Origin of the sequence: Streptomyces sp. SCSIO 30461 (assembly GCF_037023745.1) — a bacterium.
Taxonomy (GTDB): domain Bacteria; phylum Actinomycetota; class Actinomycetes; order Streptomycetales; family Streptomycetaceae; genus Streptomyces.
In genome coordinates this window covers 631,251-656,483 of sequence record NZ_CP146101.1, presented here as the reverse complement: position 1 = coordinate 656,483, position 25,233 = coordinate 631,251, and the positions used below count along the sequence as shown (strand labels likewise).

Below are 25,233 nucleotides of genomic sequence, written 5' to 3'. Positions count from 1 at the left end.
CGGGATGCCGGGTACCGGCACCGCCGGGATGCCGGGTACCGGCGCGGCGTTGCGCGGCTTGATCGATGAGATTGTCTACCTTTCCGAGGTATGACCATTTCACTGAAACCTCCGCGTATGTCCTTGATCACCCTTTCTCTCTGCTCGCTCTGCGCCATGGCGGCCGTGCTGCTGTCCCCGGGCCCGGCCTCGGCGGACACAGGCGGGCTCACCGCGACCAGCCCGACCAGCACCAGGAACGAGCGGTTGTGGCTGCTCGGCGGGGTCGCCGTGACGATCACGGCGGCCGGGGTGATCGCGAAGGTCGCGACCCGGGGCAGCCGTCACCGGGACTCCTGAGCGCTCCCGCCGGGGAGCCGTCCGGGCCTCTGTACGTTTGAGCGGATACACCACGGGCTAGGTTGCCGACATGGTCTCCGAGCGCGCGGCGCAGGTACTCGTCGCCTCCAACCGCGGTCCGGTCACATACGCCTTCCGTGAGGACGGCACGCTGGACGCCCGGCGCGGCGGCGGCGGTCTGGTCTCCGGACTGTCGGCCATCGGCCCCGACGCGGGTGCCCTGTGGGTGTGCTCCGCACTCGGCGACGGCGACCGCGAGGCGGTGCACCGAGGGATCGCCGAGCCGGGCGTGCTGATGCTCGACATCGACGCCGCCGTGCACGCCGACGCGTACAACGGCATCGCGAACTCGGTGCTCTGGTTCGTCCACCACATGCTCTACCAGACTCCGCTGGAGCCGGTCTTCGACCAGGAGTTCCGGCGCCAGTGGATCGCGTACGAGGCATACAACCTCGCGTTCGCACAGGCGCTGGCCGAGGCGTCGGGACCCGGCGCGGCGGTCATGGTGCAGGACTACCACCTGGCTCTGGTACCGGGGATGCTTCGGGAGCTGCGTCCCGACCTGCGGATCGGCCACTTCTCGCACACACCGTGGGCGCCGCCCGAATACTTCCGGATGCTGCCGGACGACATCGCCGAGCAGCTGCTGCTCGGCATGCTCGGGGCGAACCGCCTCGGCTTCCTGACCCAGCGCTGGCTCGCCGCCTTCGAAAACTGCTGCGAGTCGGTGCTCACGGGTTACGACGTGGCCGCGTACTGGCCCAAGGACGACCAGCCGCACCTGGACTACCGGCTGCCCGGAGGCCGCCGGCGGCGGACCATGCTCGGGGTCCACGGTCTCGGCGCGGACGCGGACTTCCTGCGGGAGCGAGCGCGGCAGACGGACGTGGACGAGCGGATGGCGGCACTGCGCGAGCAGGTCGGCGGGGACGGCAGCCGCCGGACGATCGTCCGGGTCGACCGCACCGAGCTCTCCAAGAACATCGTGCGCGGGATGCTGGCGTTCCGGGCGCTGCTGGACGAGCACCCCGAGTGGCGGGAGCGCGTGGTGCATATCGCGTTCGCCTATCCGTCCCGCCAGGACCTGCCGGTCTACCGCGACTACACGGCGGAGGTCTCCCGGGTCGCGGAGGAGATCAACGCGCAGTACGGCACCCCCGGCTGGACCCCGGTGATCCTGCACGTCAAGGACGACTTCGCGCGCTCGCTGGCCGCGTACCGGATGGCTGACGTCGCGCTGGTCAATCCGATCCGGGACGGGATGAACCTGGTCGCCAAGGAGGTCCCGGTCGTCTCGGACACCGGCTGCGCGCTGGTGCTGTCGCGTGAGGCCGGCGCCTGGGCGGAGCTGCGCGACGACGCGCTGGTGGTCAATCCGTTCGACGTCACCGGTACGGCGGACGCGCTGCACCGGGCGCTGACCATGCCGGACGAGGAACGGGCCGAGCGCGGCAAGCGCCTTGCCGCCGCCGCGACGGCACTGCCGCCGCAGCAGTGGTTCCTGGACCAGCTAGCGGAGCTTGAGGCGCTCGGCGAGAGCGGCGAGGAAGCCGACGACCGCAGCCGGCCCTGACAGCACGACATCGGCCCGCTCGGCCAGTTCGGGGACCTCGGTCCCACTGGCCAGCAGGAGCCCCGGGACCCCGTCGGAACGCAGTTTCCCGACGGCGGCGTAGGCGGCGAGGTCGCCCAGGTCGTCGCCCGCGTACAGCACGGCTCCGGCCCGCCGCTCGTGTACGTATTCGGTGAGCGCCACACCCTTGTCCACGCCGGGCGGACGCACCTCGAGAACCAGCCGGCCCGGCTCGACGATCAGCCCGTGGCGGGACGCCAACTCGGCGATCGGAGCGCGCAGCGCCTCGAACGCGGCCTCGGGGTCATCGGCACGGCGGGTGTGGACGGCGACCGCTCGCCCCTTCTCCTCGATCCAGCTGCCCCGTCCGGCGGCGCCGACCGCGTCGAGCACTCCGGGCAGCTCCGCGCGCACGGCATCCACACCGGGGTCCGGGGCGGGAGCGCGCACCTCCCCGCTGACGGCGTCCCAGCGCTCGGCGCCGTAGTGGCCGAGGACACTGAGGTGTTCGAGCCCCGGGACCCCGGCGAAGCCCCCGTACCGCACGGCGACACCCGCCGGACGCCCCGTCAGCACGGCAACGGACCCGACCCGCGGTGCGAGCGCGGCGAGCGCGGGGACGGCGCCGGGGTGGGCACGTGCCTGCTCGGGGTCGGGCACGATCTCGGCGAGAGTGCCGTCGAAGTCCAACGCGACGGCGGTGTCCTGCGGCCGGTCGATGATCGCGGCGAGTGCGTCACGCCCTGCGGGGGTACGCGGCTCCGGCAGTGCTTCGGCGTCATGCGGGTGGCTGCCCATGGCCCCGACCCTAGCGGCGCTCCCGCCGCGCGTCGCGGATCCGGCGCAGCCGGTTCACGGTCACGGGGTCGTGTTCGGCCGCGCGGGGATCGTCCAGGAGCGCGTTCAACAGCTGGTAGTACCTGGTCGCCGACATCCCGAGCCGCTCCCGTATCACCCGCTCCTTGACCCCGGGCGCGGGCCAGTCGCTCCGCTCCAGGGCGAGCACGGCGAGGTCGCGCTCGGTGAGAGGGCCAGCGTCGGTCATACGAGCACGATAACGGTGCGCTCGCGGATCGTTCACGGGGTGCCCACCCCGCGGATCGGGGGACCTCACCCGGCCCGCCTCCACGGGAGGCGCAGTGGACTAGACCTTTCTGGGGTCATCGCGCCAGACTGTACGCGTGAGACACGTCATCGCCCTCGATGTGGGCGGCACCAGCATGAAGGCCGCCCTCGTCGGGCCCGACGGAAACCTGCTCCACGAGACGCGGCGACCCACCGGGCGCGACAGGGGCCCGGACGCTGTGGTCGGAGCCGTGCTCGGGTTCGCCGACGAGCTACGCGCGCGGGGCGAGTCCCGCTACGGCCGTCCGCCGCTCGCCGTCGGCCTCGCCGTCCCCGGGATCATCGACGCCGGGCAGGGCATCGCGGTCTACGCGGCGAACCTCGGCTGGCGTGACGTACCCCTGCGCCGGCTGCTCGCCGAGCGGCTCGGCGGCGTACCCGTCGCGCTGGGGCACGACGTCCGCGCCGGGGGGCTCGCCGAGGGCAGGCTCGGTGCCGGGCGGGGCTCCGAGCGGTTCCTGTTCGTGCCGCTGGGCACGGGCATCGCCGGGGCCATCGGCATCGGCGACGCCATCGAGGCCGGGGCCAACGGCTGCGCGGGCGAGATCGGTCATATCGTCGTACGCCCCGGCAGCGGCGGGGCCCTGTGCGGCTGTGGACAGCGCGGCTGCCTGGAGACCCTCGCCTCCGCCGCCGCCGTCTCCCGGGCCTGGGCAACGGCAGGCGGCAGCCCCGGCGCGGACGCCGCCGACTGCGCCAAGGCAGTCGCGTCCGGCGACCCCCGCGCCGTACAGGTGTGGCAGGAGGCGGTGGACGCGCTCGCGGACGGGCTGGTCACCGCGATCACCCTGCTGGACCCCGGCACGCTGATCATCGGTGGCGGTCTGGCGGAGGCGGGGGAAACCTTGTTCTCACCCCTGCGGGAGGCCGTTCGGGCACGGATCACCTTCCAGCAGCCACCCGCGATCGTCCCGGCCGCCCTCGGGGACAGCGCGGGCTGCCTCGGCGCGGGACTGCTCGCCTGGGACCTGGTGACGGCCGGCACGGGAAGCACGAGCGATGCGACAACGGAGGTGACCGCCTGATGGCCGACCGGATGGTTCTTGCGGGCGCCCGGGTCGTGCTGCCCGGCGGGATCGCCGAGAACGGGCGGGTGATCGTCGACGGGGCCCGGATCGCCGGGCACGCCCCCGAAGACACACCCGCGACCGACCTGTCCGGCCACTGGCTGGTCCCGGGCTTCGTGGACCTGCACAACCACGGCGGCGGCGGCGCCTCCTTCACCTCCGGCAGCGCCGATGACGTGCTCACCGGCGTCCGCACCCACCGGCGGCACGGCACGACCACCCTGGTCGCCTCCACCGTCACCGGCGACATGGACTTCCTGACCCACCAGGCCGGGCTGCTCTCCGAACTGGTCGAGCAGGGCGAGCTCGCGGGCATCCACTTCGAGGGCCCCTTCATCTCCCCCTGCCGCAAGGGCGCGCACAGCGAGCCGCTGCTGCGCGACCCCGACCCGGCCGAGGTGCGCAAGCTGCTCGACGCGGCGCGCGGCACGGCGAAGATGGTGACGCTGGCCACCGAACTGCCCGGTGGCATCGAGTCCGTACGGCTGCTCGCCGAGCACGGCGTGATCGCGGCGGTAGGCCACACGGACGCCACGTACGAGCAGACGGTCGAGGCGATCGAGGCAGGCGCCACGGTGGCGACGCACCTGTTCAACGCGATGCCGGGGCTCGGGCACCGGGAGCCGGGACCGGTGGCCGCACTCCTCGAAGACGAACGCGTGACCGTCGAACTGATCAACGACGGCACTCATCTGCACCCCGCCGCCCTGGAACTCGCCTTCCACCGCGCGGGACCCGACCGGGTCGCCTTCATCACGGACGCGATGGACGCGGCCGGCTTCGGGGACGGCGTCTACCGTCTCGGACCGCTGGAGGTCGCGGTACGGGACGGGGTCGCCCGACTGGTCGACGGCGGCTCCATCGCCGGGTCCACGCTCACCCTGGACACGGCCTTCCGGCGGGCCGCGACCGTGGACGGGCTTCCCGTGGAGGACGTCGTGCGGGCGGTGTCGGCCAATCCGGCGCGACTGCTCGGCCTCTACGACCGGGTCGGCTCGCTCGAACCCGGCAAGGATGCCGACTTGGTGGTGCTGGACGCCGACTTCGTACTCAAGGGCGTGATGCGCAAGGGCGCATGGGTGGTCGAGCCGGGCGTTTCCTGACACCTCGCCACCGGAGGGCGGGGGAACCGGCTGAGGGGGGCTGGGCCAACCGCCGTCTCTTTGGCATGATCAGGCCCTCCAGCCAAGACCACGCAGTCCCCGGGGGTGTCAGCAGGTGATTCTCACGGTCACGCTCAACGCCGCCCTGGACATCACCCACCGGCTCCCCGAGCTGGTCCCGGGCGCATCCCACCGGGTCGCCGAGGTGATCGAACGGCCCGGCGGCAAGGGTCTGAACGTGGCCCGCGTGCTCGGCTCGCTGGGATACGAGACCGTCGTCACCGGCTTCGCAGGGGGACCGACCGGCGCCGTACTGCGTGAGCGGCTGGCCGGACAGCCGCAGCCCATACGCGACTCCCTCGTACCGATAGCCGCGAACACCCGCCGCACCCTCGCCGTGGTGGAGACGACGAGCGGCGGGACGACCCAGCTCAACGAGCCGGGCCCGCAGGTCACCGCCGACGAGTGGGCCGCGTTCCTGATGACGTACGAGGCGCTGCTGCCCGACGCCGAAGCCGTCGCCCTGTGCGGCAGCCTGCCCCCGGGCATCCACGTCGGCGCCTACGCCGAACTGATCCGCCGGGCCCGCACCGCCGGCGTCCCCAGCGTCCTCGACACCAGCGGCGAGCCCCTGCGCCGTGGCATCGCCGCCCGCCCCGACCTGGCCAAGCCGAACGCCGACGAGCTGGCCCAGCTCACCGGCTCCCGCGAGCCCGTACGCGCCACCCGCGACGCACGCCGCCGTGGCGCCCACACCGTGGTCTCCTCGCTGGGGCCGGACGGCATGCTGGCCGCCACCGCCGACGGAGTCTGGCGGGCAACCGCACCGGCGAAGCCGAAGGTCGCCGGCAATCCGACCGGCGCGGGCGACGCTGCCGTCGCGGGACTGCTGTCAGGCCTGGTCGATTCGCTCCCCTGGCCGGACCGGCTGTCCCGCGCGGTGGCCCTGGCGACGGCCGCCGTACTGGCCCCCACGGCGGGCGACTTCGACCGGGCGGCGTACGAGCGACTGCTGCCGGGGATCGCCGTGACGGAGCTGCTGTCCGCGGCCTGACCGAGCCTGCACCGGCCTCGGCACGTCGAGGTCGTCCGCAACCCGGCCGACCGCGCCTGCCGTGCCCGCGCCGGGTTCACCGAACACCTCGGCGGCCGCCCTGCCGAACGCCTCACCCCGGCCGTGTCCGTGTCCGGCGAGGCTCGAATCCCGCGGCCAGGGGGCCTGACGGAGTCCCCGCTGGTCAAGGTTCTTCGCCTCGCCTAGTCGGGGTTCTTCGCCTCGCCCTGCTTCAGCGACACCTGGTCGAGCAGCGCGTCGCACGAGTCGCCCTGCTCGCAGGAGATCTTCAGGGTGTTGGAGCCCTTCTTGAGGTTGACGTAGGAGTAGGTGCGGGTCCAGCCCTTCTCCCAGTCGCCCTCCTTGGCCTGCGCGAAGTTCGACATGTTGATGGACCGCGGCTGCTCGTCGTTGACCGTGAGCGAGGTCTTCGCGTCCTTGCCGGGCACGCTGTAGGTGATGAACAGGGTGTAGGTGCCGTCGGCCGGGACGTTCACCGACCAGCGGGCCGCCCCGCCGACACCGTTGAACTGCACGTAGGCGCCGTTGGTGCCCTTCGCGCCCTTGATGTCGGTCCCGAGCGTCGCCGGGGGCGTGAGCTGGAGCGTCGCGGCGTTCTGCCTGGGCAGCTTGGCGGGCGGGCTCTTCTTGTCGCCCGCCTTGCCCTCCGGCTCGTCGCTCGGCTTCACCTGCTCCGCGGGGGCATTGCTCTTGTCGGCCTGATTGCCCTCGTCGTCTCCGCCACTCGTGATGAGCGCCACGCTGATACCGACGAGCACCACCGCGACGACCGCGATGGCACCGGCGATCAGACCGCGGGTGTTGGGCCCGCGGCCTCGGCCGCCGTCGTCATGGCCGCTCACACCGTACGCAGAGGTCTGGCGGGTGGGGGCGCCGCCCGGGTAGGTCTCCGGGGCGGCGTACTGGGCGCTCGGCTGGTGCGGGTAGCCCTGTGACTGCTGGCCGTGCTGCGCTTGCTGGCCCTGCTGACCGTAGGCGTGCTGTGACGGCACCTGGCCGTACTGGCGCTCGCCGACCGTTCTGACCTGGTTGTACGAGGTCCTGGGCACGCCGGGCTGCGCGGCCGGGCCGGGGTAGCCGTAGCCGCCCTGCCGGGGAGGGGTGGCACCCTGGCGCTGCCCGTCCGCATACAGGTAGCCGAACGGATCGTCGTCCTCAGGCGTGCTCGCGCCGTTGTTACCGGCCGTCATCCCTGGGTCACTCCTATCCTTGCTCGCCAGCCGTCGCCGACCGGGCGAGCCTACCCCGTCCTGGTCACTCCAAGGACGGGCCGGACGCTCGGCCGGTTCCCGCCCGGTCTGGGAAGCGGGGGCTATCCGGCGCGGCGGTGGATCTTGGCGCGGGACCGCTTCTCGATGTACATCCGCTGGTCGGCGGACTGCAGGACCTCCTCGACGGACATCCCGCAGACCGCCCAGCCGATGCCGAAGCTCGCCCCCACCCGGACCGCCCGCCCGTCCACCCGGATCTGCGGGATGATCGCGTTGCGCAGGCGGACTGCGAGGTCGGCGGCGTCGGCGGCGCCGAGGCCGTCGGCGAGTACGACGAATTCGTCACCGCCGAGTCGGGCGACGGTGTCCCCGTCGCGCACCGCGGTCGTGAGCCGACGGGCCACCTCGATGAGGACGGCGTCGCCGGTGTTGTGGCCGAACCGGTCGTTGATCGACTTGAAGCCGTCCAGGTCGCAGAAGAGGACGGCCAGGCCCTTGGTTCCGTCGTCGTGCTCGCTGTCGGGCGCCACGGCGTGCACATGTGCGTCGTACGAGCCGCCCGGCGCGTCGATGTCGAAAGCGAAGCCCGAGCCGTAGCCGTGCGCGGGGGCCTCGCCCGGGTAGCCGTCGTGGCCGTAGCCGTGGCCGCCGCCGTAGGTGTCGGTGTACCTGTCCTGGTCGGCGTACCCGTCCGGGTACCGGTCAGCCTCGGCGTACCCTTCCTCGTCCGCGTACCTCGGCCCGTCCGCGTACCTGTCCCCGTATCCGCTCCGCCCCGGGTTCTCGCAGAGCCGCGCGCTGAGCCGCGCGCGCAGTTCCGCGTTGTTGGGCAGGCCGGTCAGGGCATCGTGGCTGGCCCGGTGGGCGAGCTGGAGCTCATGGCGCTTGCGCTCCTCGATGTCCTCGACATGGGTGAGGAGGAAGCGGGGCCCGTCGGTGGTGTCGGCGACGACGGAGTTGCGCAGCGACACCCAGACGTACGAGCCGTCACGGCGCCCCAGCCGCAGCTCGGCCCGGCCGCCCTCGGCAGAGGTGCGCAGCAGGGTGCCCACGTCGTCGGGATGGACCAGGTCGGCGAAGGAGTAGCGCCGCATCGCGGACGCGGGGCGGCCCAGCAGTCGGCACAGGGCGTCGTTGGTGCGCAGCAGTCGCCCGTGCTGGTCGCCGCCCATCTCGGCGATGGCCATGCCGCTCGGGGCGTACTCGAATGCCTGCCGGAAGGATTCCTCACTCGCCCGAAGGGCCTGCTGCTCGCGTTCGAGGCGGACCAGGGCGCGCTGCATGTTTGCCCGGAGGCGGGCGTTGCTGATCGCAATGGCGGACTGCGAGGCGTACATCTGAAGGGCTTCCTGCCCCCAGGCGCCGGGCCGCCGCCCGTTGCGGGGTTTGTCGACCGAGATCACGCCGAGGAGCTCGCGCCCGCCGCCGGACGCGTACATGGGCGCGTAGAGCCGGTCCTGCGGATGCCATTCGCCTTCGAAGCGGGGCTCGGGCCCTTCGGTGTACCACTGCGGAACGTCGTCCTCCAGGAGCACCCAGCCCTCGGTGTGGGGTATGAACCGGAGGTCGCCCCACTCCTCCCCCATGGACAGCCTGCGCTCCCACGAGGCACGGGAGCCGACCCGGCCTGTGATCAGGGCTTCGGCGGCGGAGTCACCGGCGAAGGCGGCGACGACGAGGTCCCCGTCGGGGCGCACCAGGTTGACGCACGCCAGCTCGTAGCCGAGGCCTGCGACGATGCCGTCGGCCACGGTCTGCAAGGTGTCCGCCAGGCTGCGGGCCGTGTTGAGATCGGTCACGACCTGATGCAACTGCCGCAGGGTCGCAAGACGGACGTACGGCTCCGACTCGGTCTCCATCGCTCGCTCTCCCCGCGACCTCAACAGCTACGTGACTCCAGGGTTCTCAGTCGGTCCTCTCCATGGCCTGTCCACGCCACTGAATCACAGCGCGCTGCCCACCCGGTACACAGGGTCAACAATTACCGCCCTCTGTGACTTAAGTCACATTGAATGATGAACGGTCAGATCGAGGGGCGTAGGGAATCCCCACGTTCGCCGAACGTTCCTCAACGCAAATTCCGGACTCAAGTCCTAGGACTTGACTGGTCCCATGGCCCGATGTGGCCGCGACAACGACGAGGTTAGCGTTCCGATTGTGCTTCCGACGACTCAAGCCCCCCGTACCGCCGGTACGTCCGCAACTGCCACCGCGGCCATCCCCCATCCTGAGGGGGTGAGCAACGACGAGTTCCGTGCCGCCCTGTCCCGTCTGGCGGCAGGCGTGGTGCTGGTGACCGCGCATGAGCCCCCGCTGAGCGAGGACGGCCCGCGCGGCGAGGACGCCGGCATGACCGCGACCTCGTTCACCTCGGTGTCACTGGACCCGCCGCTGGTGCTGGTGAGCCTGCGCAGCGGCTCACGCATGGACGACCTGCTCACCGAACAGCCGCTGTGGGGCGTCTCCCTGCTCGCGGAGCAGCAGCGCCACATCGCGGGACGGTTCGCCATGAAGGGACGCATCAGCGACCGGCTGCTGTTCGAGGACATCCCCTGGACGCGGGGCGAGGTCTGCGGGGCGCCGCTGGTGGGGGGTGCCCTGGCGGCGCTGGAATGCCGCACCGAACAGCGGGTGGAGGCGGGTGACCACACACTGGTCATCGGCCGGGTGCTGAAGGCCACCCTGCCCGGCGCGGAGAGCGGCGGCGGTCCACTGACGTACTTCCGCGGGAAGTACCGCCACCTGGGCTGAGGCCGACGAACCAGCATGAGGCCGGGGCTCGAAGGGACCCACGAGGCGGGGCCCGACGGGACGGCACGGGCCAGGCTGAACGACCGGGCCGAGACTTGCCGGGGCCAGGCTGAACGACCGGGCCAGGCGCTCAACGCCTGGGCCACGTCCACGACCGGTCCGGTCGAACGACCGGGCCAACCGGCCAGAGCCCGGCGAAGCCGAGGGCTCGGCAACGGAAGCCGGGGGCTCACCGAAGCCGAAGGCTCACCAATCCCGCCCGCTGCGCCCCCGCTTGGTCTCGGCGCGCTGCTTCTTCTCCCGCAGCCGCCGTTCGTTGATCCCGCGCGGGATCTTCGTGGCCCGCCGCTGACGCGGCGGCGGCGCCGTGGCCTCGGCGAGCAGCGCGGCCAGCCGCACCGCCGCGGTCTCGCGGTTGCGCCACTGCGAGCGGTGCTCCGATGCGCGTACGGCGATCACGCCGTCGTTCAGTCGCGAGGCCAGCCGCTCAAGGGCGCGGGTCTTCCACACCTCGGGCAGGGCCTGGGTCGCCGCGAGATCGAAGCGCAGCTCGACCTGCGAGTCACTGGTGTTGACGTGCTGCCCACCCGGCCCCGACGAGCGCGAGAAACGCCACATGAGCTCGGCCTCCGGGAGAGAGACGGAGCCACGGATGGGATAAGGACCGGACATGGGTCCTATGGTCACCCCGGTGGCGGAGCCCGTCACCTTCTTTTCGCGTATCACTCCTCTGCGGGGAACCGCCCGATCCACCGTCTGCGTTAGGGAGGGTGAGGTACCCACTCGACGCAGGATCACAGGTATCAGGAACCAGGAAAGGGACTTCCCATGGCTGTAAGCCTGTCCAAGGGCGGCAACGTCTCCCTCACCAAGGAGGCACCGGGCCTGACCGCCGTCACGGTGGGCCTCGGCTGGGACGTCCGCACCACCACCGGCACCGACTTCGACCTCGACGCCTCCGCCATCGCGGTCAACCCGGGCGGCAAGGTCGTCTCGGACGGCCACTTCGTCTTCTTCAACAACAAGTCCACCCCGGACCAGACGATCGTCCACACCGGTGACAACCGCACCGGCGAGGGCGGCGGCGACGACGAGCAGATCAACGTCAACCTCCAGGGGCTCCCGGCCGACGTCGAGCGCATCGTCTTCCCGGTCTCCATCTACGACGCCGAGAACCGCACCCAGAACTTCGGCCAGGTGCGCAACGCCTACATCCGCATCGTCAACCAGGCCGGCGGCACCGAGATCGCCCGCTACGACCTGAGCGAGGACGCCGCGACCGAGACCGCGATGGTCTTCGGCGAGCTCTACCGCAACGGCACTGAATGGAAGTTCCGCGCGGTCGGCCAGGGCTACGCATCGGGCCTGGTGGGCATCGCCCAGGACTTCGGTGTGAACGTCTGACGCAGCCCACCCGCATCAGTCGGGGGCCGGACCTCAAGGTCCGGCCCCTCGCCTTTTGGCATCAGGCCCCCTCGAAGACCAACCGGACCGGAACCCCGAACGGGTCCGGGGTCGGCCTGTCGGGCAATAGCACCGACCGAAGTCGCTGGAACACCAGCGCGAACCGATCCCGGTGCGTACTGAGGTTGAACTCGCGATGACGGCTGGTCGTGACAGTTCGTGATCCCTGCGGTATGCCGGGTTCATGAGGTACGCGCAGGGAGGCGGGCTGACGCCGAAGGGGCAACAGGCCCGGGAACGGGTGCGGTTGGAGGCAGGCGCGCGGTTCGGGCGGGGTGAGAAGACCGCTGAGATCGCGGCCGGGTTACGGGTCGGCAAGCGGCAGGTAGAGAAGTGGCGCCGGTCCTGGCGCGAGGGCGGCCTGGACGCCCTGCGCTCCAAGGGGCCGATGTCGGTGGAGCGGCTCTCGCCCCGGCAGTGGGAGCGTCTGGAGCGGGAGCTGGCACGGGGACCGCTGGCGCACGGCTGGGACGAGGGCCAGGGCTGGACACTGGTGCGGATCAAGACGCTGATCGGGCGGATGTTCCACGTCGGCTACACCGTGCAGGGTGTGTGGAAACTGCTGCGGCGGCACGGATGGTCCGCGCAGGTGCCCGCTCACCGGGCGATCGAGCGGGACGACGAGGCGGTCGAGGTATGGAAGGACGAGGTGTGGCCGCGGGTAAAAGTGCCGCGGCGGACCTGGGCGCCTACATCTGCTTCGAGGACGAAGCGGGCCAGGGGCTGAGGCCGCCGAAGGGACGTACCTGGGCGCCGCGCGGCCAGACCCCGGTGATGCGGGTACGCGGCAGCAACCGGGGCCGGGCCTCGGTGGCCGGCGTCGTGTGCTTCAAGCCCGGTGCCCGGCCGCACTTCTTCTACCGGCTGCACGTCTGGCGCGGACGCAAGGGCGAGCGCAAGAGCTTCGCCTGGAGGGACTACCGCGAGCTGATCGTGCTCGCGCACCACCAGCTCGGCACCCCGATCGTGTGGGTGTGGGACAACCTGAATGTCCACCTGACCGGCGAGCTCGCGGACTTCATCGCGGAGAACGAAGAGTGGCTGAGGGTGTTCCAGCTGCCCTCCTACGCTCCCGACCTCAACCCGGCCGAGGGAGTGTGGTCGCTGCTCAAACGGTCGCTGGAGAACTTCGCCGCCGCCAACCTCGATCACCTCGTCCGCGTCATGAAGCGCAAGCTGAAGAAGATCCAGTACCGCCCGCACCTGCTTGACGGCTGCCTCGCCGAGACCGGCCTGTTCATCGAACCGCCATGACCAACCCGCCCGCTATCGCGAGTTCAACCTCAGTACTGCCGTCAGACCGCCTCACAAACCCGCAGCAGCCCTGCCGGAATAGACTCCACGCAGCCGATATTTACCACGGCTGCCACGCCGGAGAACTTAGCAGGGCACCCGTCCGAGGACGCTGACCGCATAGACGCCTCGGACGCACTAGAGACGGATCATGACATAGTGAACGCAGAACTATGGATGCTTACGACACGGCGGGATGACATCGTGGATTTGATCAAACTGTCGGACGGCGACAACAGCGTCCGCGTACATGTTCTAGGCCGGCGCGGACCCGGAATTCTACCAGTACACGACTTGCTCGATGCGGAGATCACCGTGGAGAGCAGTTTCGTCAGCGGGCGCCTCAAGACCTGTTTCTATATCTCAGACCTGGAGGAGTGGTCCCTGGCACTGGATGCCCTCGGCGCGGGTCAGGACGCCGAATGGCTGGACACCGGCAACGGCCCAGTAATCAGGATCGAATTGCCCGACGATGATTGCGACATCCCGGCAGTTCATATCGAGGACGCATCCGGCTCCGGCACGTCGGCAACCATCCCAATCGTCCTGGATTACGGGTGGATTGAGGAACAGCGCGAGCACCTCCATGAGGCAATGCGCGCCTGGCCGAGCGAGGTACTGAAGACGTCACCAGGCGCTTACGAATGGCGTCACTGACGAATCTCTTCGAAGCCACGTGGCTTCCACTAGACCGAGAACGTACGGGCAGAGCTTCGATGAAGGCTCTGCCCGTACGTCATTTATCAGTGCGGCATTCGGATGCGTTGTCCGCAGCGACTGTGACGGCACCAGTCGCAGCCATCAGCTGCCGCTACTGCATGAACGTTCTACCCATGTACCAGCCAGTATCGTCGAATGCTTCAATCGACACGGCAAATGGAACATTGCCACCTAGGCGATAATGAGGCGTTGCCGAATACATGATGACATTACCCTTCGAGACATACTCGGCAATTTCTTTCTCGAATTCATTCATAGGACCATTGTCGATGGCCGCCGTCGTCCTGACGAAGTTTTCCGGCGTATTTCCTGAACCGCCCAGCGCCTTCGGGAGGAGATGCCCACGCGCGTCTCCATTGGCCCCGCTCACGAAGCCCGGAGGGTCCATACTCCTCGACGCTTTCCCCCCTGTGCCGAGCATATCAGGGGTGACTTCCGCAACTATTCCGGAACGGCGTCCATCTGCGCCGATACTCCCGTAGTCGATTTCTCCGCAGGTGTTATGGACCAGCACCGGCGTGGTTCCCGCCAGCACATAGTACGTGTGGAGATCTGCGACGGTGAAGTTGTACGTGCGGACGAGCTTTGTGTAGGCGCGGTTCTCGGTGACCTTGGCCCGGCTGCCGTCGGCAGTGGCAAGCATCATGCCGGGCTTGAGTTCCCCGGCCTTGACCCATGCGCGCTTCGCCGGAATCCAGAAGGGGTGCTCAGCGGTGGCGGTGATCTTTTTAGTGGCGGCTGACGTCTTGATGCTCAACTCGTGAAGCTTCTTGACGCCCTTGGTGCTGATGAGAGCGGTCACGGGTCGTGCGCCCGTCTGGCCCGTCTCGGGGTCGGTCGCCAGGACATCGTCGCCGACCTTGATGTCCTCGATGTTCTTCTTGGTTCCATCGGCCATCAGGACCGCGGTACCAGCGAGGAAGCACTGGGGCTTGGTTGCCGCAGAGACCCCGGACTTGGCCCCGCCGGCAGCCGCGCTCGTGGCCGTCTTGCCGGCGACTGCTTTCGCGATCGCCTTCGCACCCGTGGTCGCGGCCTTAAAAACAGCTCCGCCGACGATGGAGCCGGCGGCTCCGACCGCGGCCCCGGTGCCTACGGCGCTCGCGTACCCGCCCAGGGAGTGGTCCGCGTTCGGGTCGAGTGCGTTGCCCACCGCTCCCGCGACGGCGCCTGCGATGGCTCCGCAGGCCGCTCCCACAGCCACGGCGCCTACGCCCGCGGTTGCCGCTCCTGCGGCGACCGCGGCGGCGCCGCAGGCCACGCCGACGACGATCTCGGTGACGATGGTGATAGCGGTGGCATGCTCCTGCATCCACCCCTTCGTCTTGCACCACCAGTCACACGGCGCCGGCTTGGTGACCGTCACGGTCTTCGTGATGGTGTAGGTGGTCGCGGTGGTCCCGGGGGGCGCGGGATTGTCGCCCCCGCTGTCGCCTTCCTTCTTCTTCTTTGCCGCCTGCTGACGCTCGTACTCCCGTAGATCCGGGTCGTAGAGGCCGGTAGGGTCGCTGCGGCTGATCGGGCTGTTATGGCTGTACGCGTACCCGTTCATCTGAAGCGGGTCGGCGATGTCGATGAGGGGGTCGGCGGACAGGAAGCGCCCCGCCGCCTGGTCGTACTCGCGGGCGCCGATGTGCGTCAGCCCGGTGGTGGAGTCGTCGATGCCGACACCGAGGTAGCTGCGCTTGTTGGGCCAGCTGGACGGCTTGGGGCCACGTGCCTCGCCGTACGGCTTGAAGGCGCGGCGCGTCACCGTCTGGGTGCTGCCGATTTCGACCGTGGTGTTCGCGGTGCCGAGGTGGTCCGCGATGAGGACGTTGAGCTTGTGGCCGGAGTAGGAGCCGTTGGTCGTCGTGCGGACGACCGTGGGGGCACCCGCGTGTCCGTAGGCGCGTGAAGCCCTGATGATCTTGCCGGTGGAGTCGGTGGTGAGTTCGGTCTCGCCCAGGTAGAGGGTTGAGCCCGAGGTCGAGTTCTCCAGGATGCGGTCGCCCGCGGCGTCGTAGACATAGCTCGTCTTGACGCCGTTGCTGGTGATCGTGTTGAGCTTGTTCTCCGCCGTCCAGTCCAGGCTCTGCGAGGTGGTGGAAGTGGCGGACGTGGACAGCTTGCGGGTCTGTGTGTTGCCTACCGCGTCGTTGGTGTACGTGCTGCCCTGACCGGCTGCGGTCGAGGTGACCGACGTCAGCGTGTGGGGCTGCTTGACGGCTCCGGTGGTGCCGTAGCCGTAGGTGAAGCTGACGTTCTTCGTCGCGTCGGCGGTGTTGTGCTCGGTCAGTCCGGCGCGGTTGCCGAGCCAGTCGAAGGTGAAGGCCTGGCGGTAGGCGGTGGTGCCGGTGGAGACCGTGCCGCTTTCGGGGGCGGCGTCCTTGAGGGAGTCGGTCAGCGCCGAGTCGGGGCTGGTGGTGTCGCCGGCCGTGTTGGGCGCGTTGGCGACGGGGCCGCTTGAGGACACGCCGTCACTGCGGTAGCCCCAGGTGTCGCCCCCGGAGGAGCGGCAGCCGGTGCCGGAGCCGCCGGGGGTGATGTCGGAGGTCCAGGCATGGACCAGCTCGCCGAGTGCGTCGTAGGTGAAGCACTGGTTGTCCCAGGTCGAGCCGGTCGAGTCGGTGAGCTTGCGGGCGTTGGAGGTGATGGTGCCGGAGGCGTCGTAGGAGTAGTAGCTGTCGGAGATCCGGTGGGTGTTCGCGGTCTCCCGGTCGGTCACCGTGCGCTGGAGGCGGCCGGAGTGCTGGTTGACGAAGTTGGTCGTCCACACTCGGTAGGGCTGAGGGCCGCTGACCGTGCGCAGCACTTCCCCGTAGGGGGAGTAAGTGACGTCGGATGTGTACCAGTCCAGACCGGAGGTGGACTCGGGCAGGCCCTCGGCGTCGTAGCGCGTGACGACCTTCTCCGCGGCCAGGCCCCCCTTGGCCGGGAGGGTGACGGACAGCGGCTTGCCGGTGGGGGTGTAGGTGTACAGGTACTTGTACGTGCCCGACAGGCCGGCGGTCGTCGCGTTGGACGGGACGACGGTCTCCCGGCCGGTGACCCGGTACTCGGTGTCGTAGCCGGTGACGCGGCTGATGTAGTCGCCGCCGCTGGTGTGGCGGATGGCAGAGGCCGGCTGGCCGACCGCGCCGATCAGGCTGTCGTAGGTGAACTCCTTGACCGGAGTGGCCGTTGCCGAACCTTCGCGGACGGCGGTGATGCGGTCGAGCGCGTCGTATGCCGTGTACGTGGTCTTCTCGCGCGCGTCGGTGGTGCTGATCTTGCGGTCGGCGTTGTCGTAGGTGATGGAGGCCGTGCCGGTGTCCGGGTCGGTGGACTCCTTCAGACGGCCGCGGGTGTCGTAGGTGTACGTCCACGTGTTGCCGGCCGGGTCGGTGACCTTGGTGCGGTCACCGCGGGCGTCGTACTCGTAGCTGGTGGTGCGCCACTCGCTCGTGCCCGCGGTGTAGTGCCGGATCGAGGTGACCCTGCCCAGCGCGTCGGTGTAGGTCTTCGTGGTCGGGGCGGTGGCGCCGGCGGGATCGCTGAGGACGGTGGTGTCGCCGTACTCGACCGTCGAGGCGCGCTGGTACACCTTGCCGTGGAACACGGACGTCTTCACGACACGCCCGAGTCCGTCGTACTCCGTCCTGGTCTTGCTCGGGACCAGGGACTCGGACTTGCGGGCGAACAGCTCGGTGCTCGGCGAGTTCCTGGCGAGGTATCCGCCGGTCTTCTCCTGCAGCAGACCGCGTTCGTCGTACTTGGTGTCGACGATGACCCGGCCCGCGCCATGGGCTTCGGCCTGGGTCTGTACTTCACGGCCGAGACCGTCGTAGATGGTCACCTGACGGCTGTACGTGCCGTCGTCCTTCAAGGACTTGACGGTGACGGAAGCCGGGGTGGTGTCCTCATCGGTCACCAGGGCCGTCCGGTAGCTGAACTCGACGCTCGGGCTCTTGCCACCGGAGGAGCGGGCCGGCGACCAGCCCTTGACCAGGCGGCCGAGTGCGTCGTACTCGCTGCGGGTGACGCGGCCGTTGGTGTCGGTCGCGGTCAGCGGCAGGCCACGGCCCGGGTCATAGGTCGTGGTGGAGCTGTGCCCCATGGGGTTGATGGTGGTGACGGAGGTGACAGGTCCACCCGTGTCACCGGGGGTGTAGACGGTCTCGCTGGTTCCCCGCTCCGGAGCGGTGACCTTCCGGACCCGGCCGAGCGGGTCGTAGGTGGTCGTGGTCACCACGGAGTGGGAGGTACCCGTGCCGTTGATCTCCGCCGACGAGGTCGGCAGGCCCTTGGTGGGCGCGGCTCCCCAGCTCTGCCCGTCGTACGACGTGCGGACCGAGCTCAGCAGCTGCGTCGCGGGGTTCGCGGCATCGAAGCCGGAGCAGGGTGTCGCCGTGGCGCGGGCCTCCTTCTGCCTGCCGATGATCCAGGAGGAGGTGTTGTGGACGTAGCTCGTCCGGGTGCACACCTGGTTGCTGAGCGTCTCGCCGCTCGTGCCGTTGGGCTTGACGACGGACATCTCCACCTCGGTGGGCAGCCCGTAGGTGTCGTCGACGCCGGTCGTCTGGGTCCGTACCGTCTGCCAGCTCGAACCGACGGTCTGGATGGCGTCGGTGTGCCCGACCCAGGTGCGGTGGGCGAGAAGCGGATCGAGATCGGTGCCGTCTTCCGCTTCGCGCGTTCGGGACGCGGTCTGCTTGGACTTGGGGAAGGTGAGAGCGCGCTTGACCACTTGGCCCCGGGAGTGCTCGTACGTGAGCGTCTCGGCGGTCATGCCGGCGAACTGCTCGGCGTCGTCGGCGACCAGCTCGACCGCGTTCCCGGAGTCCTTGACCGGGCCGCCCGTGCCCTGGAAGTAGCGGGTCCTGGTGTAGGACCGCGTGTTGGCGGTGCCGCTCCTCTCGCTGCCCCGGAAGGTCTTCACCTCGCGGTATCCGCGCCATCTGCTGTACGTACGCAGGGAGGGGCGGATGAACTCGTCATCACTCCTGGCCCAGGCAGGGCCGGTGTACTTGTACGTGGTGACGATGGGCAGGCCGTGGGTCGTGACCTTGTCGGTCTCGGCCACGAAAGCCACCACGTACTTGTTGAACCAGGCCTTGGCCGGGGTCTTCTCCTCTCCGTCGGGGGACCAGCGCACCGGATAGCAGGTGCCGTTGCTCCTGCCCTCGTCGGTATCGGGCTCGGCGGAGCATCCGCCGGTGTACTCGACTTCGATGTCGGCGCCGTTCTCGGTGGCGACCGTGCCGATGCGGGGGCGGGTGAAGCCCGGTGTCTTGTCCCCCGAACCGGAAGGCACAAGGCTGGGAAGCTGGCGGTCCCTCAGACGCTTGCTGAGCGGCGAGCGCGTACCGACCGTGTACGGGCCGAAGCTGACGCCGTCCTTGGACTGGAGGGTGCCGGTGGTGGCACCGGGGCTGTACCCGGTGCGGGTGATCGAGTCGAGCCAGAGGGAGGGGGCCGTGTCGTACCAGTCCTTGGGGAAGGACTGGTGGAGTGTGTACGTGTCCACCTTCTGGAGTCCGCTCGTGGTCGAGCGCTGGGCGTAGGTGGTGACCGACGACAGCCTCAGCCGGGTCCAGAAGGAGGGGAAGGAGGGGCAGAACTTCGAGGTGGACTTGCAGTTGAGATTGCCGGGGCTGTCCCACCAGAGGCGGTAAGCCCCCGGGTCGTCGGTCTTGTCGAAGTTGCCGCCTTCGCAGCTCGTGGCGGATTCCAGGCAGCGCTGAGCGGCCACCAGGTCGACCCTCGCGGACGGCTTGGTGAGGTCCGAGGATCGCATGCCGTACTCGATGGAGTCCGGGTAGGCGGCGCGGTCGTAGGCCTCGGGCGTCCTGAGCTTGTTCCGGACGGCGTAGTAGTTGACGGACTGGTGCCAGTCGATCACCATCGCGTTGCCGTGGACGTCGACGACCTTGTCCAGACCCCACTGCCAGGCCTGCTGCTTGCCCGTCCCGCACCGTGACTCCGCGAACGTCGCGGCGTGGCACGGCTCACCCGGGTGGTTTCCGAAGACGGGCACCGTGGAGACCGAGTCGGTGTTCGCGTGGCCGCCGCCCACCGCGTTGAGACCGTAGTAGTACACGGTGCCGTCGGTGGTGGTGACGACCCAGTGCTCACCGTCGTTGTCCCCGTTGGTGGCGCCGGTCCTCAGCTGGACACGGGTGCCGTCGTCGTTCTGGGGACGGTACACATCGGTGTCGCCGACCCGGACCAACTCGGTGGTCCGGCCGTTGAGTGTCATCACGGCGTTGTGGGACACCCAGCACAGGTCGGATGTCTTGTCCTTCGCCGCTGTGTTGTTCGGGGTCCCGGCACGGAGTGTCCTGGTGTCGTCCTTGCAGGTGCGGTAGCGGCGCTCGATACGGCCCGGGTCGTAGTCCCAGCCCTCCCCGATCCACGATGCCTGCGGCGAGGAGACGGCCGTCTTGCCGTCCACGGTCTGCGAGTTGTACTCGAAGGAGACGTTGGGGGACGGTCCGGCCGGGGCCGGCGGAACCGCCAGCGGATACGACCAGGTGAACGCTCCGGACGAGCCACCGGCCGCCCATGAACCGCTGAACGCCAGGGGGGTCGCCTTGAACGAGCCGCCCTCGCCCGCTCCGGAGTCCGTGACACCGAGGACCGCCTTGTCGCCCCCGGCCACGGCTGCCACCTGCGTACGGTAGGCGGCCTGTACGACGGCGGGCCCGCCGGTGCGGTCGGCGGAGGGTGCGACGGCGGGTGTGACAGTGCCGTCCGCCGCGGTGTCCACGGTCGCCGTGACCGTCCCGTCCGCGGTGTCGTTGACGGTTTCCAGTTCCTCGTACGCCTGGCACGCCTCCTCGTCAGGTGTGGTCAGGTAGCACTCGGGGAACTGCACGATGCGCAGGCGGGACGCCCAGTCGGCGCCGTAGAGGTTCTTGAACTTCGCGTAGTCGAACCGCACCGACAGCGGAACGGACCCGGTCGACGGCGCCTGCACGGTGAAAACGGCACCATCGACCCCTTCGGCCGCACCGGCTGTTCGCGCCACGACGGTGGCCGCCCACTCGCCCTGCGGCGCGGCTTCGCCATCGGCCTGGCCGAGGCTGACGGGCAGGTCCTCGACCTGCTTCATGCCCGTCTGGACCGCACCGGAAGTACCGGCCGTACGCGCGGAGGCGGGGGTCACGGCCGAGCCGAATGACACCTTTCCGATGTCGGCGGGCGGGACGGTGGTCGTGCCGGCGGGAGCCTGCACCAGGTCCTCGGGCGTCTCGGTCTTCAGACTGTCGAGACTCTTGTTGACCGTTGTGCCGGAGACCGGTTCGTCCTGGTCGAGCTTCTCCAGGACCAGCTCCTCGCGCCCTTCCCTGGACGGGTCCGGCGGGATCGCCAACGCCTGGGAAGGCATCAGCCCCACCATCAGCGCGACACCCAGCGCCGGCACCAGGCCGCGACTGAGACGGCGTCGGCGGGCTACAGACAGACGGGACACGCCAGAACTCCCCGGGACCAATCGGAGCGGCACCAGGGCTGGACCGCGCAGAACTCACCTATGACCGGGAAATCTTGTGAGGCACTCGTGAAGGAAATCCAGAGTATTCGCGATCGAGTGGTGATGATCACGCCGCATAGTCGTTCAGAGCCTGACGAGACAGGGCGAGGTCGATCAACCACCCGCCCCGACCGAAAGCACGACGCAACTGATTACTTGTCAGTAAATTGAATCTTTGATTCCGAATCAGACCAAAAACCATTCGGCACATGCACCGTTGGCACCTGATTGCCCTGATATCGGCGTCACCTCACGGTGTGTGGACTGCGCACAGACCCATACGCACAGGAGCACCCGGCTGCTCATGCGCCGCCTCATGAGAAGGAATCGGCAGATGACGACAGCCAGGGCATGAGCCATGATCTGGTCGCCCCGTCACCCGCAGCAGCGCCTTCCGTGACGGCGTCATATCCCGGGCCGGCGATCAGAAGTGATCCGGCACCGAGGGGGAAAGGACCTCGCCCATGTCGCAACGCCGATACCGCCTGCCCGGTCGGCGCACCATCGCCATAGCCTGCGCGGCGGCCGTCGCCGCGACCGGGCTGACCTACGCCGGATTCGAGTACGCGCGTTCCGGAGCCGACGCCGAGTTGCCCGCGCGCACTTCCGAAGTGAGCGAGTCCGAGGCGATCGACCGCGCGGCGCGGAGCGGCGAAGCGGTGGAGGCCACCGCGCTCCGCACGCCCTACGCGACGACATGGGCGCGCCCCGACGGTCTGATGACCCGCACGATCCACGTATCGCCCGTACGCGCCAAGGTCGGCGGGCAGTGGAAGCCGATCGACCGGTCACTGCACCGCACCAGCCGCGGCTGGGAACCGAAGGCCACCAACACCTCCATCGTCTTCTCCACCGGCACACATGAGGGAGATGGCGGGAGAGCGCAGAAGGCCGGCGCCGAGCGTGCGACGCGCACGAATGCGCGCCGCATCCCACTGCTCAAGAACACGACGGTCGAGGAAGAACCGACCGCGAACCCGCTCGTCACCCTGCAGTCCGACGGGCATGACATCCAGCTCACCTGGCCCGGCCCCATCCCGGAACCGATCATCAGCGCGAACCAGGCGCTCTACCCGGAGATCATCCCGGGCGCGGACCTGGTGCTCACCGCCGACGACGACGGATTCGGCCAGCTGCTCGTGGTGAAGGACCGCACCGCCGCCGCGGATCCCCGGGTCGGCCAGCTCTCCTACGGCCTCACCTCGCCCACGCTGACATTCCGGCTGGACCCGCAGTCCGGCATCGTCAGCGCCGAGAATCCCGACGGCGACGAAGTGGCCCTCTCGCCCACGCCGCTGATGTGGGACAGCGCGGGAGCCCCGGCAGTCACCGACGGCGAGGTAGGCGCCTCCGCGCAGCCCACCGAGCCCGAAGTGCTCCCGTCCGAGACCACCACACCGTCCGAGTCCGCCACCCCTTCGGAGACGCCGTCGCCTTCGGCGGACGCCGATGACACGAGTGGATCCGACGAGCAGACGGACCCGTATGAGGAGGTGCTGCCTTCCGCGAGTGACGAACCGGCGCCGCCGGTCTCGGAGTCGCCACTGCCCACCGCGCCCGACGACCCGGCTCCTGAGCCCTCGCAGACCGGAGCGGCGGCCACCCTGTCGCTGCCAGGCATAGAGGGCCCGTCGCCCGACTCCCACGGGGCACTGGTCGATGCCGACCTGTCAGGGGCGAACTGGGTCCTGACCCCGGATGCCGATCTCCTGACCGATCCCGCCACGGTATTCCCCGTGTTCATCGACCCCTCGGTCAAGAAGCACACCCAGAACTGGACCACCGCCTACAACCGCCACCCCAAAGCCACCTTCTACAACGGCAAGGGGTTCAACAGGAACGGCACCCACGAGGCGAGGGTCGGCTTCGAGTCCGACACCTGGGGCACCTCACGGTCGTTCTTCAACCTCGATTTCGACGAGTCCCTCCAGGGAGTCATCTTCACCGACGCCAGGCTGCGAGTGTTCGAGACGTATTCCTGGTCGTGCAACGACCGTGCGCTGAGTGTGCATCTCACCGGCGAGATCACCTCCAGAACCAACTGGAGCAACGCTCCCAAGCTCTACGACGGCAACAAGATCGACACTGAGAGCTTCGCGCACGGCTACAAGTCCGGCTGCCGCAAGGCCTATGAGACCTTCGAGGTGAAGAAGGCCGCGCAGAAGATCGCCGACAGGGGGCTGGACTCCATCACGTTCGGTATGCGCGCGGTGAACGAGAAGTCCCAGTACTCCTGGAAGAAGTTCAGGGCGAACGGTGAGGACGCCCCCGTCCTCGTGCTGGACTACAACCGGCGGCCCGAAGCCCCCACAGAGCTCGACCTGGGCCCGGATGCCAAGTGCACCACCAGCGAGCCCTACGTCCGGATGGGCGCCGGTGACATCACCTTCACGGCCTCGGCCAAGGACAAGGACAAGAACCTCGACTACTTCGACTTCGACCTGTGGCAGGTCGGAAAACTCTCCACCACCGGCGATCTGCTGAAATCCACCGGCAAGGTGTCCGTAGGCAGCGACACCTACTCGGCCCGGCGCACCACCCCTCGCTTCTCCACCGACTCGCTCACCAACGGCGCGGTGTACTCCTGGCGCGTGAGGGCCGTCGACGACGCGGGCGCGAGCTCCGGTTTCGCACCCGCGAAGACCCCCTGTCGGTTCGTCTTCGACACGCAGGCACCCAAGCCGCCGAAGGTCAGCTCCTCGGACTTTCCCAACGCCGACGGCAGTGAGAACGGCTTCGGCTCCGACGCTGAGGACGCCATCTGGAGCGCCAAGAAGTTCGGCTCTTCCGGCACCTTCACCGTGCGGGCGCTGAGCAGCGATGTCGTGCGCTACGAGTACGGCTTCAACTCCGCCTACTACACGGGCTCCGTCTCCCGTACCGCCGGCACCGCGACCTCCGTGAGCGCGGCGATCAGCAACGCCAAACCGCCCACCGCCGGCCCCAACGTGCTCTATGTGAGGGCCGTCGACCAAGCAGGGAACGTCTCCGAGCCGACCAAGTACTTCTTCTACATCACCCCGCGGGATCAGGCGGACACGCCGGGCGACTTCACCGGGGACAAGCTCCCCGATCTGCTGACCGTCACCAAGGACGGCAACCTCCGCCTCTACCCCTCGCAGGCCAAGAGCGACGACCTCACCAAGGGCACAGGGGACCTGGACTACTCCATGTCGGCCGCCTACCGCGACAATCCGGCCAAGGACCCCAACGGCGACGACAGGCCCGTCTATGTCGCCGCCCCCTCCGGCCACTTCGACGACGCGCTGATCACACACAACGGGGACATCTACGGAGCCGACGGCCTCCAGGACCTCGTCGTCCGCGTCGAGGGAAAGCTGTGGGTCTACCCCGGTGACGGCTACGGCGCAGTCAACATCGACAGGCGGCGCGAGATCCTGCTGCCGGACGACGCACCCGCCCCCGCCAGCCTCACGCAGATCGTCTCGGCCGGGGACGCCACGGGAGACGGCAAGGCCGACTTCTTCGCCACCGTCGACGACGACCTGTGGGTACTCACCGGCTACAACGGTGCGACCATCAGCACGGTGACCCGCCTCGCGTCCTCGGGCTGGGACACTCGCGACATCGTCACCGCCCAGGACATCACCGGCGACGGCGTCACCGACCTGGTCTTCCGGAGCGACGGCACCTCCAAGCTGTACCTCCGCGAAGGCATCGCCGGCGACCACGGCGTCGAGCTGGGCTCGCTCGCCTACGCCGCCGACTCCGCGGGCGGGGCCGACACCACGTACGGCTCGGCAGGCTGGCACAGCGACAGCATCCCCTTCCTGATCGGCACTCCCGACGCCAACGGCGACTCCATCCCGGACATCTGGACCGTGCGGTCCGACGGCTCCGTGCGCTTCTACGCGGGCGGCAGGACGGTGCTTTCAGGATCGGGCACCGAGTACATCGGCGCGTCATCCTGGTGGAAGACCCGCCAGGCCATCGGCTGACAGCACGCGGCGCCCCGGGGCAGGGCCGGACCCTGAGGTCCGGCCCTGCCCCGTTCAA

17 protein-coding genes are annotated in these 25,233 nt (G+C 69.2%); 11 read left to right on the top strand and 6 right to left on the bottom strand.

Features of this window, described 5'->3' with window-relative positions:
* The first annotated feature begins 117 nt into the window (after positions 1 to 117).
* Complete coding sequence (locus tag V1460_RS03115) at positions 118 to 339, top strand: hypothetical protein (RefSeq protein ID WP_338671974.1); 222 nt, start codon at positions 118 to 120, stop codon at positions 337 to 339.
* 70 nt (positions 340 to 409) lie between these two features.
* Positions 410 to 1,912 (top strand): trehalose-6-phosphate synthase, encoded by a 1,503-nt coding sequence (locus V1460_RS03110; protein ID WP_338671972.1) that lies wholly within the window; start codon positions 410 to 412, stop codon positions 1,910 to 1,912.
* On the opposite strand, the gene otsB is transcribed toward V1460_RS03110, so the two are convergent.
* Complete coding sequence (gene otsB / locus V1460_RS03105; RefSeq protein ID WP_338671971.1) at positions 1,850 to 2,710, bottom strand: trehalose-phosphatase; 861 nt, start codon at positions 2,708 to 2,710, stop codon at positions 1,850 to 1,852. The two genes, V1460_RS03110 and otsB, sit on opposite strands and share 63 nt — an antisense overlap.
* A gap of 10 nt (positions 2,711 to 2,720) precedes the next feature.
* The gene (locus V1460_RS03100) at positions 2,721 to 2,957 is read right to left on the bottom strand and encodes a DUF3263 domain-containing protein (RefSeq protein ID WP_338671970.1); all 237 of its coding nucleotides are present in this window, start codon (positions 2,955 to 2,957) and stop codon (positions 2,721 to 2,723) included.
* Positions 2,958 to 3,093: 136 nt separating this feature from the next.
* Between V1460_RS03100 and V1460_RS03095 the strand changes: the two genes are divergently transcribed.
* The 3 genes from V1460_RS03095 (at position 3,094) to V1460_RS03085 (ending at position 6,261) form a co-directional block, all read left to right on the top strand.
* Entirely contained in the window at positions 3,094 to 4,062 is a 969-nt protein-coding gene (locus tag V1460_RS03095) for an ROK family protein (protein WP_338671969.1), read from the top strand.
* On the top strand, positions 4,062 to 5,207 hold the full coding sequence (gene nagA, locus V1460_RS03090) for an N-acetylglucosamine-6-phosphate deacetylase (RefSeq protein ID WP_338671968.1): 1,146 nt from the start codon (positions 4,062 to 4,064) through the stop codon (positions 5,205 to 5,207). The genes V1460_RS03095 and nagA overlap by 1 nt, the downstream gene beginning before the upstream one ends.
* Before the next feature lie 115 nt (positions 5,208 to 5,322).
* The gene (locus V1460_RS03085; protein WP_338671967.1) at positions 5,323 to 6,261 is read left to right on the top strand and encodes a 1-phosphofructokinase family hexose kinase; all 939 of its coding nucleotides are present in this window, start codon (positions 5,323 to 5,325) and stop codon (positions 6,259 to 6,261) included.
* 203 nt (positions 6,262 to 6,464) lie between these two features.
* Here V1460_RS03085 and V1460_RS03080 read toward each other — a convergent pair whose 3' ends face one another.
* Together V1460_RS03080 and cdgB are read right to left on the bottom strand one after the other, a co-directional pair.
* Complete coding sequence (locus tag V1460_RS03080) at positions 6,465 to 7,472, bottom strand: carbohydrate-binding protein (RefSeq protein WP_338671966.1); 1,008 nt, start codon at positions 7,470 to 7,472, stop codon at positions 6,465 to 6,467.
* Positions 7,473 to 7,594: 122 nt separating this feature from the next.
* Positions 7,595 to 9,352: a diguanylate cyclase CdgB gene (gene cdgB, locus V1460_RS03075; protein ID WP_338671965.1), complete on the bottom strand. Its 1,758-nt coding sequence runs from the start codon at positions 9,350 to 9,352 to the stop codon at positions 7,595 to 7,597.
* A gap of 376 nt (positions 9,353 to 9,728) precedes the next feature.
* On the opposite strand from cdgB, the gene V1460_RS03070 reads away from it, so the two are divergent.
* Positions 9,729 to 10,244: a flavin reductase family protein gene (locus tag V1460_RS03070; protein WP_407077391.1), complete on the top strand. Its 516-nt coding sequence runs from the start codon at positions 9,729 to 9,731 to the stop codon at positions 10,242 to 10,244.
* 246 nt (positions 10,245 to 10,490) lie between these two features.
* Here V1460_RS03070 and arfB read toward each other — a convergent pair whose 3' ends face one another.
* The gene (gene arfB, locus V1460_RS03065; protein WP_338677872.1) at positions 10,491 to 10,925 is read right to left on the bottom strand and encodes an alternative ribosome rescue aminoacyl-tRNA hydrolase ArfB; all 435 of its coding nucleotides are present in this window, start codon (positions 10,923 to 10,925) and stop codon (positions 10,491 to 10,493) included.
* Between the two features lie 147 nt (positions 10,926 to 11,072).
* Between arfB and V1460_RS03060 the strand changes: the two genes are divergently transcribed.
* The 4 genes from V1460_RS03060 (at position 11,073) to V1460_RS03045 (ending at position 13,658) form a co-directional block, all read left to right on the top strand.
* On the top strand, positions 11,073 to 11,648 hold the full coding sequence (locus tag V1460_RS03060) for a TerD family protein (RefSeq protein ID WP_338671963.1): 576 nt from the start codon (positions 11,073 to 11,075) through the stop codon (positions 11,646 to 11,648).
* 244 nt (positions 11,649 to 11,892) lie between these two features.
* The gene (locus V1460_RS03055) at positions 11,893 to 12,435 is read left to right on the top strand and encodes a winged helix-turn-helix domain-containing protein (RefSeq protein ID WP_338671432.1); all 543 of its coding nucleotides are present in this window, start codon (positions 11,893 to 11,895) and stop codon (positions 12,433 to 12,435) included.
* On the top strand, positions 12,345 to 12,962 hold the full coding sequence (locus V1460_RS03050) for a transposase (RefSeq protein ID WP_338671433.1): 618 nt from the start codon (positions 12,345 to 12,347) through the stop codon (positions 12,960 to 12,962). The genes V1460_RS03055 and V1460_RS03050 overlap by 91 nt, the downstream gene beginning before the upstream one ends.
* 198 nt (positions 12,963 to 13,160) lie before the next feature.
* Entirely contained in the window at positions 13,161 to 13,658 is a 498-nt protein-coding gene (locus V1460_RS03045; RefSeq protein WP_338671962.1) for a DUF5959 family protein, read from the top strand.
* Between the two features lie 154 nt (positions 13,659 to 13,812).
* Here the strand turns inward: V1460_RS03045 and V1460_RS03040 are convergent, their stop codons facing one another.
* The gene (locus V1460_RS03040) at positions 13,813 to 21,084 is read right to left on the bottom strand and encodes a polymorphic toxin-type HINT domain-containing protein (RefSeq protein WP_338677871.1); all 7,272 of its coding nucleotides are present in this window, start codon (positions 21,082 to 21,084) and stop codon (positions 13,813 to 13,815) included.
* Between the two features lie 596 nt (positions 21,085 to 21,680).
* Here V1460_RS03040 and V1460_RS03035 point away from each other — a divergent pair.
* Entirely contained in the window at positions 21,681 to 25,175 is a 3,495-nt protein-coding gene (locus tag V1460_RS03035) for a DNRLRE domain-containing protein (protein ID WP_338671961.1), read from the top strand.
* Positions 25,176 to 25,233: the final 58 nt, after the last annotated feature.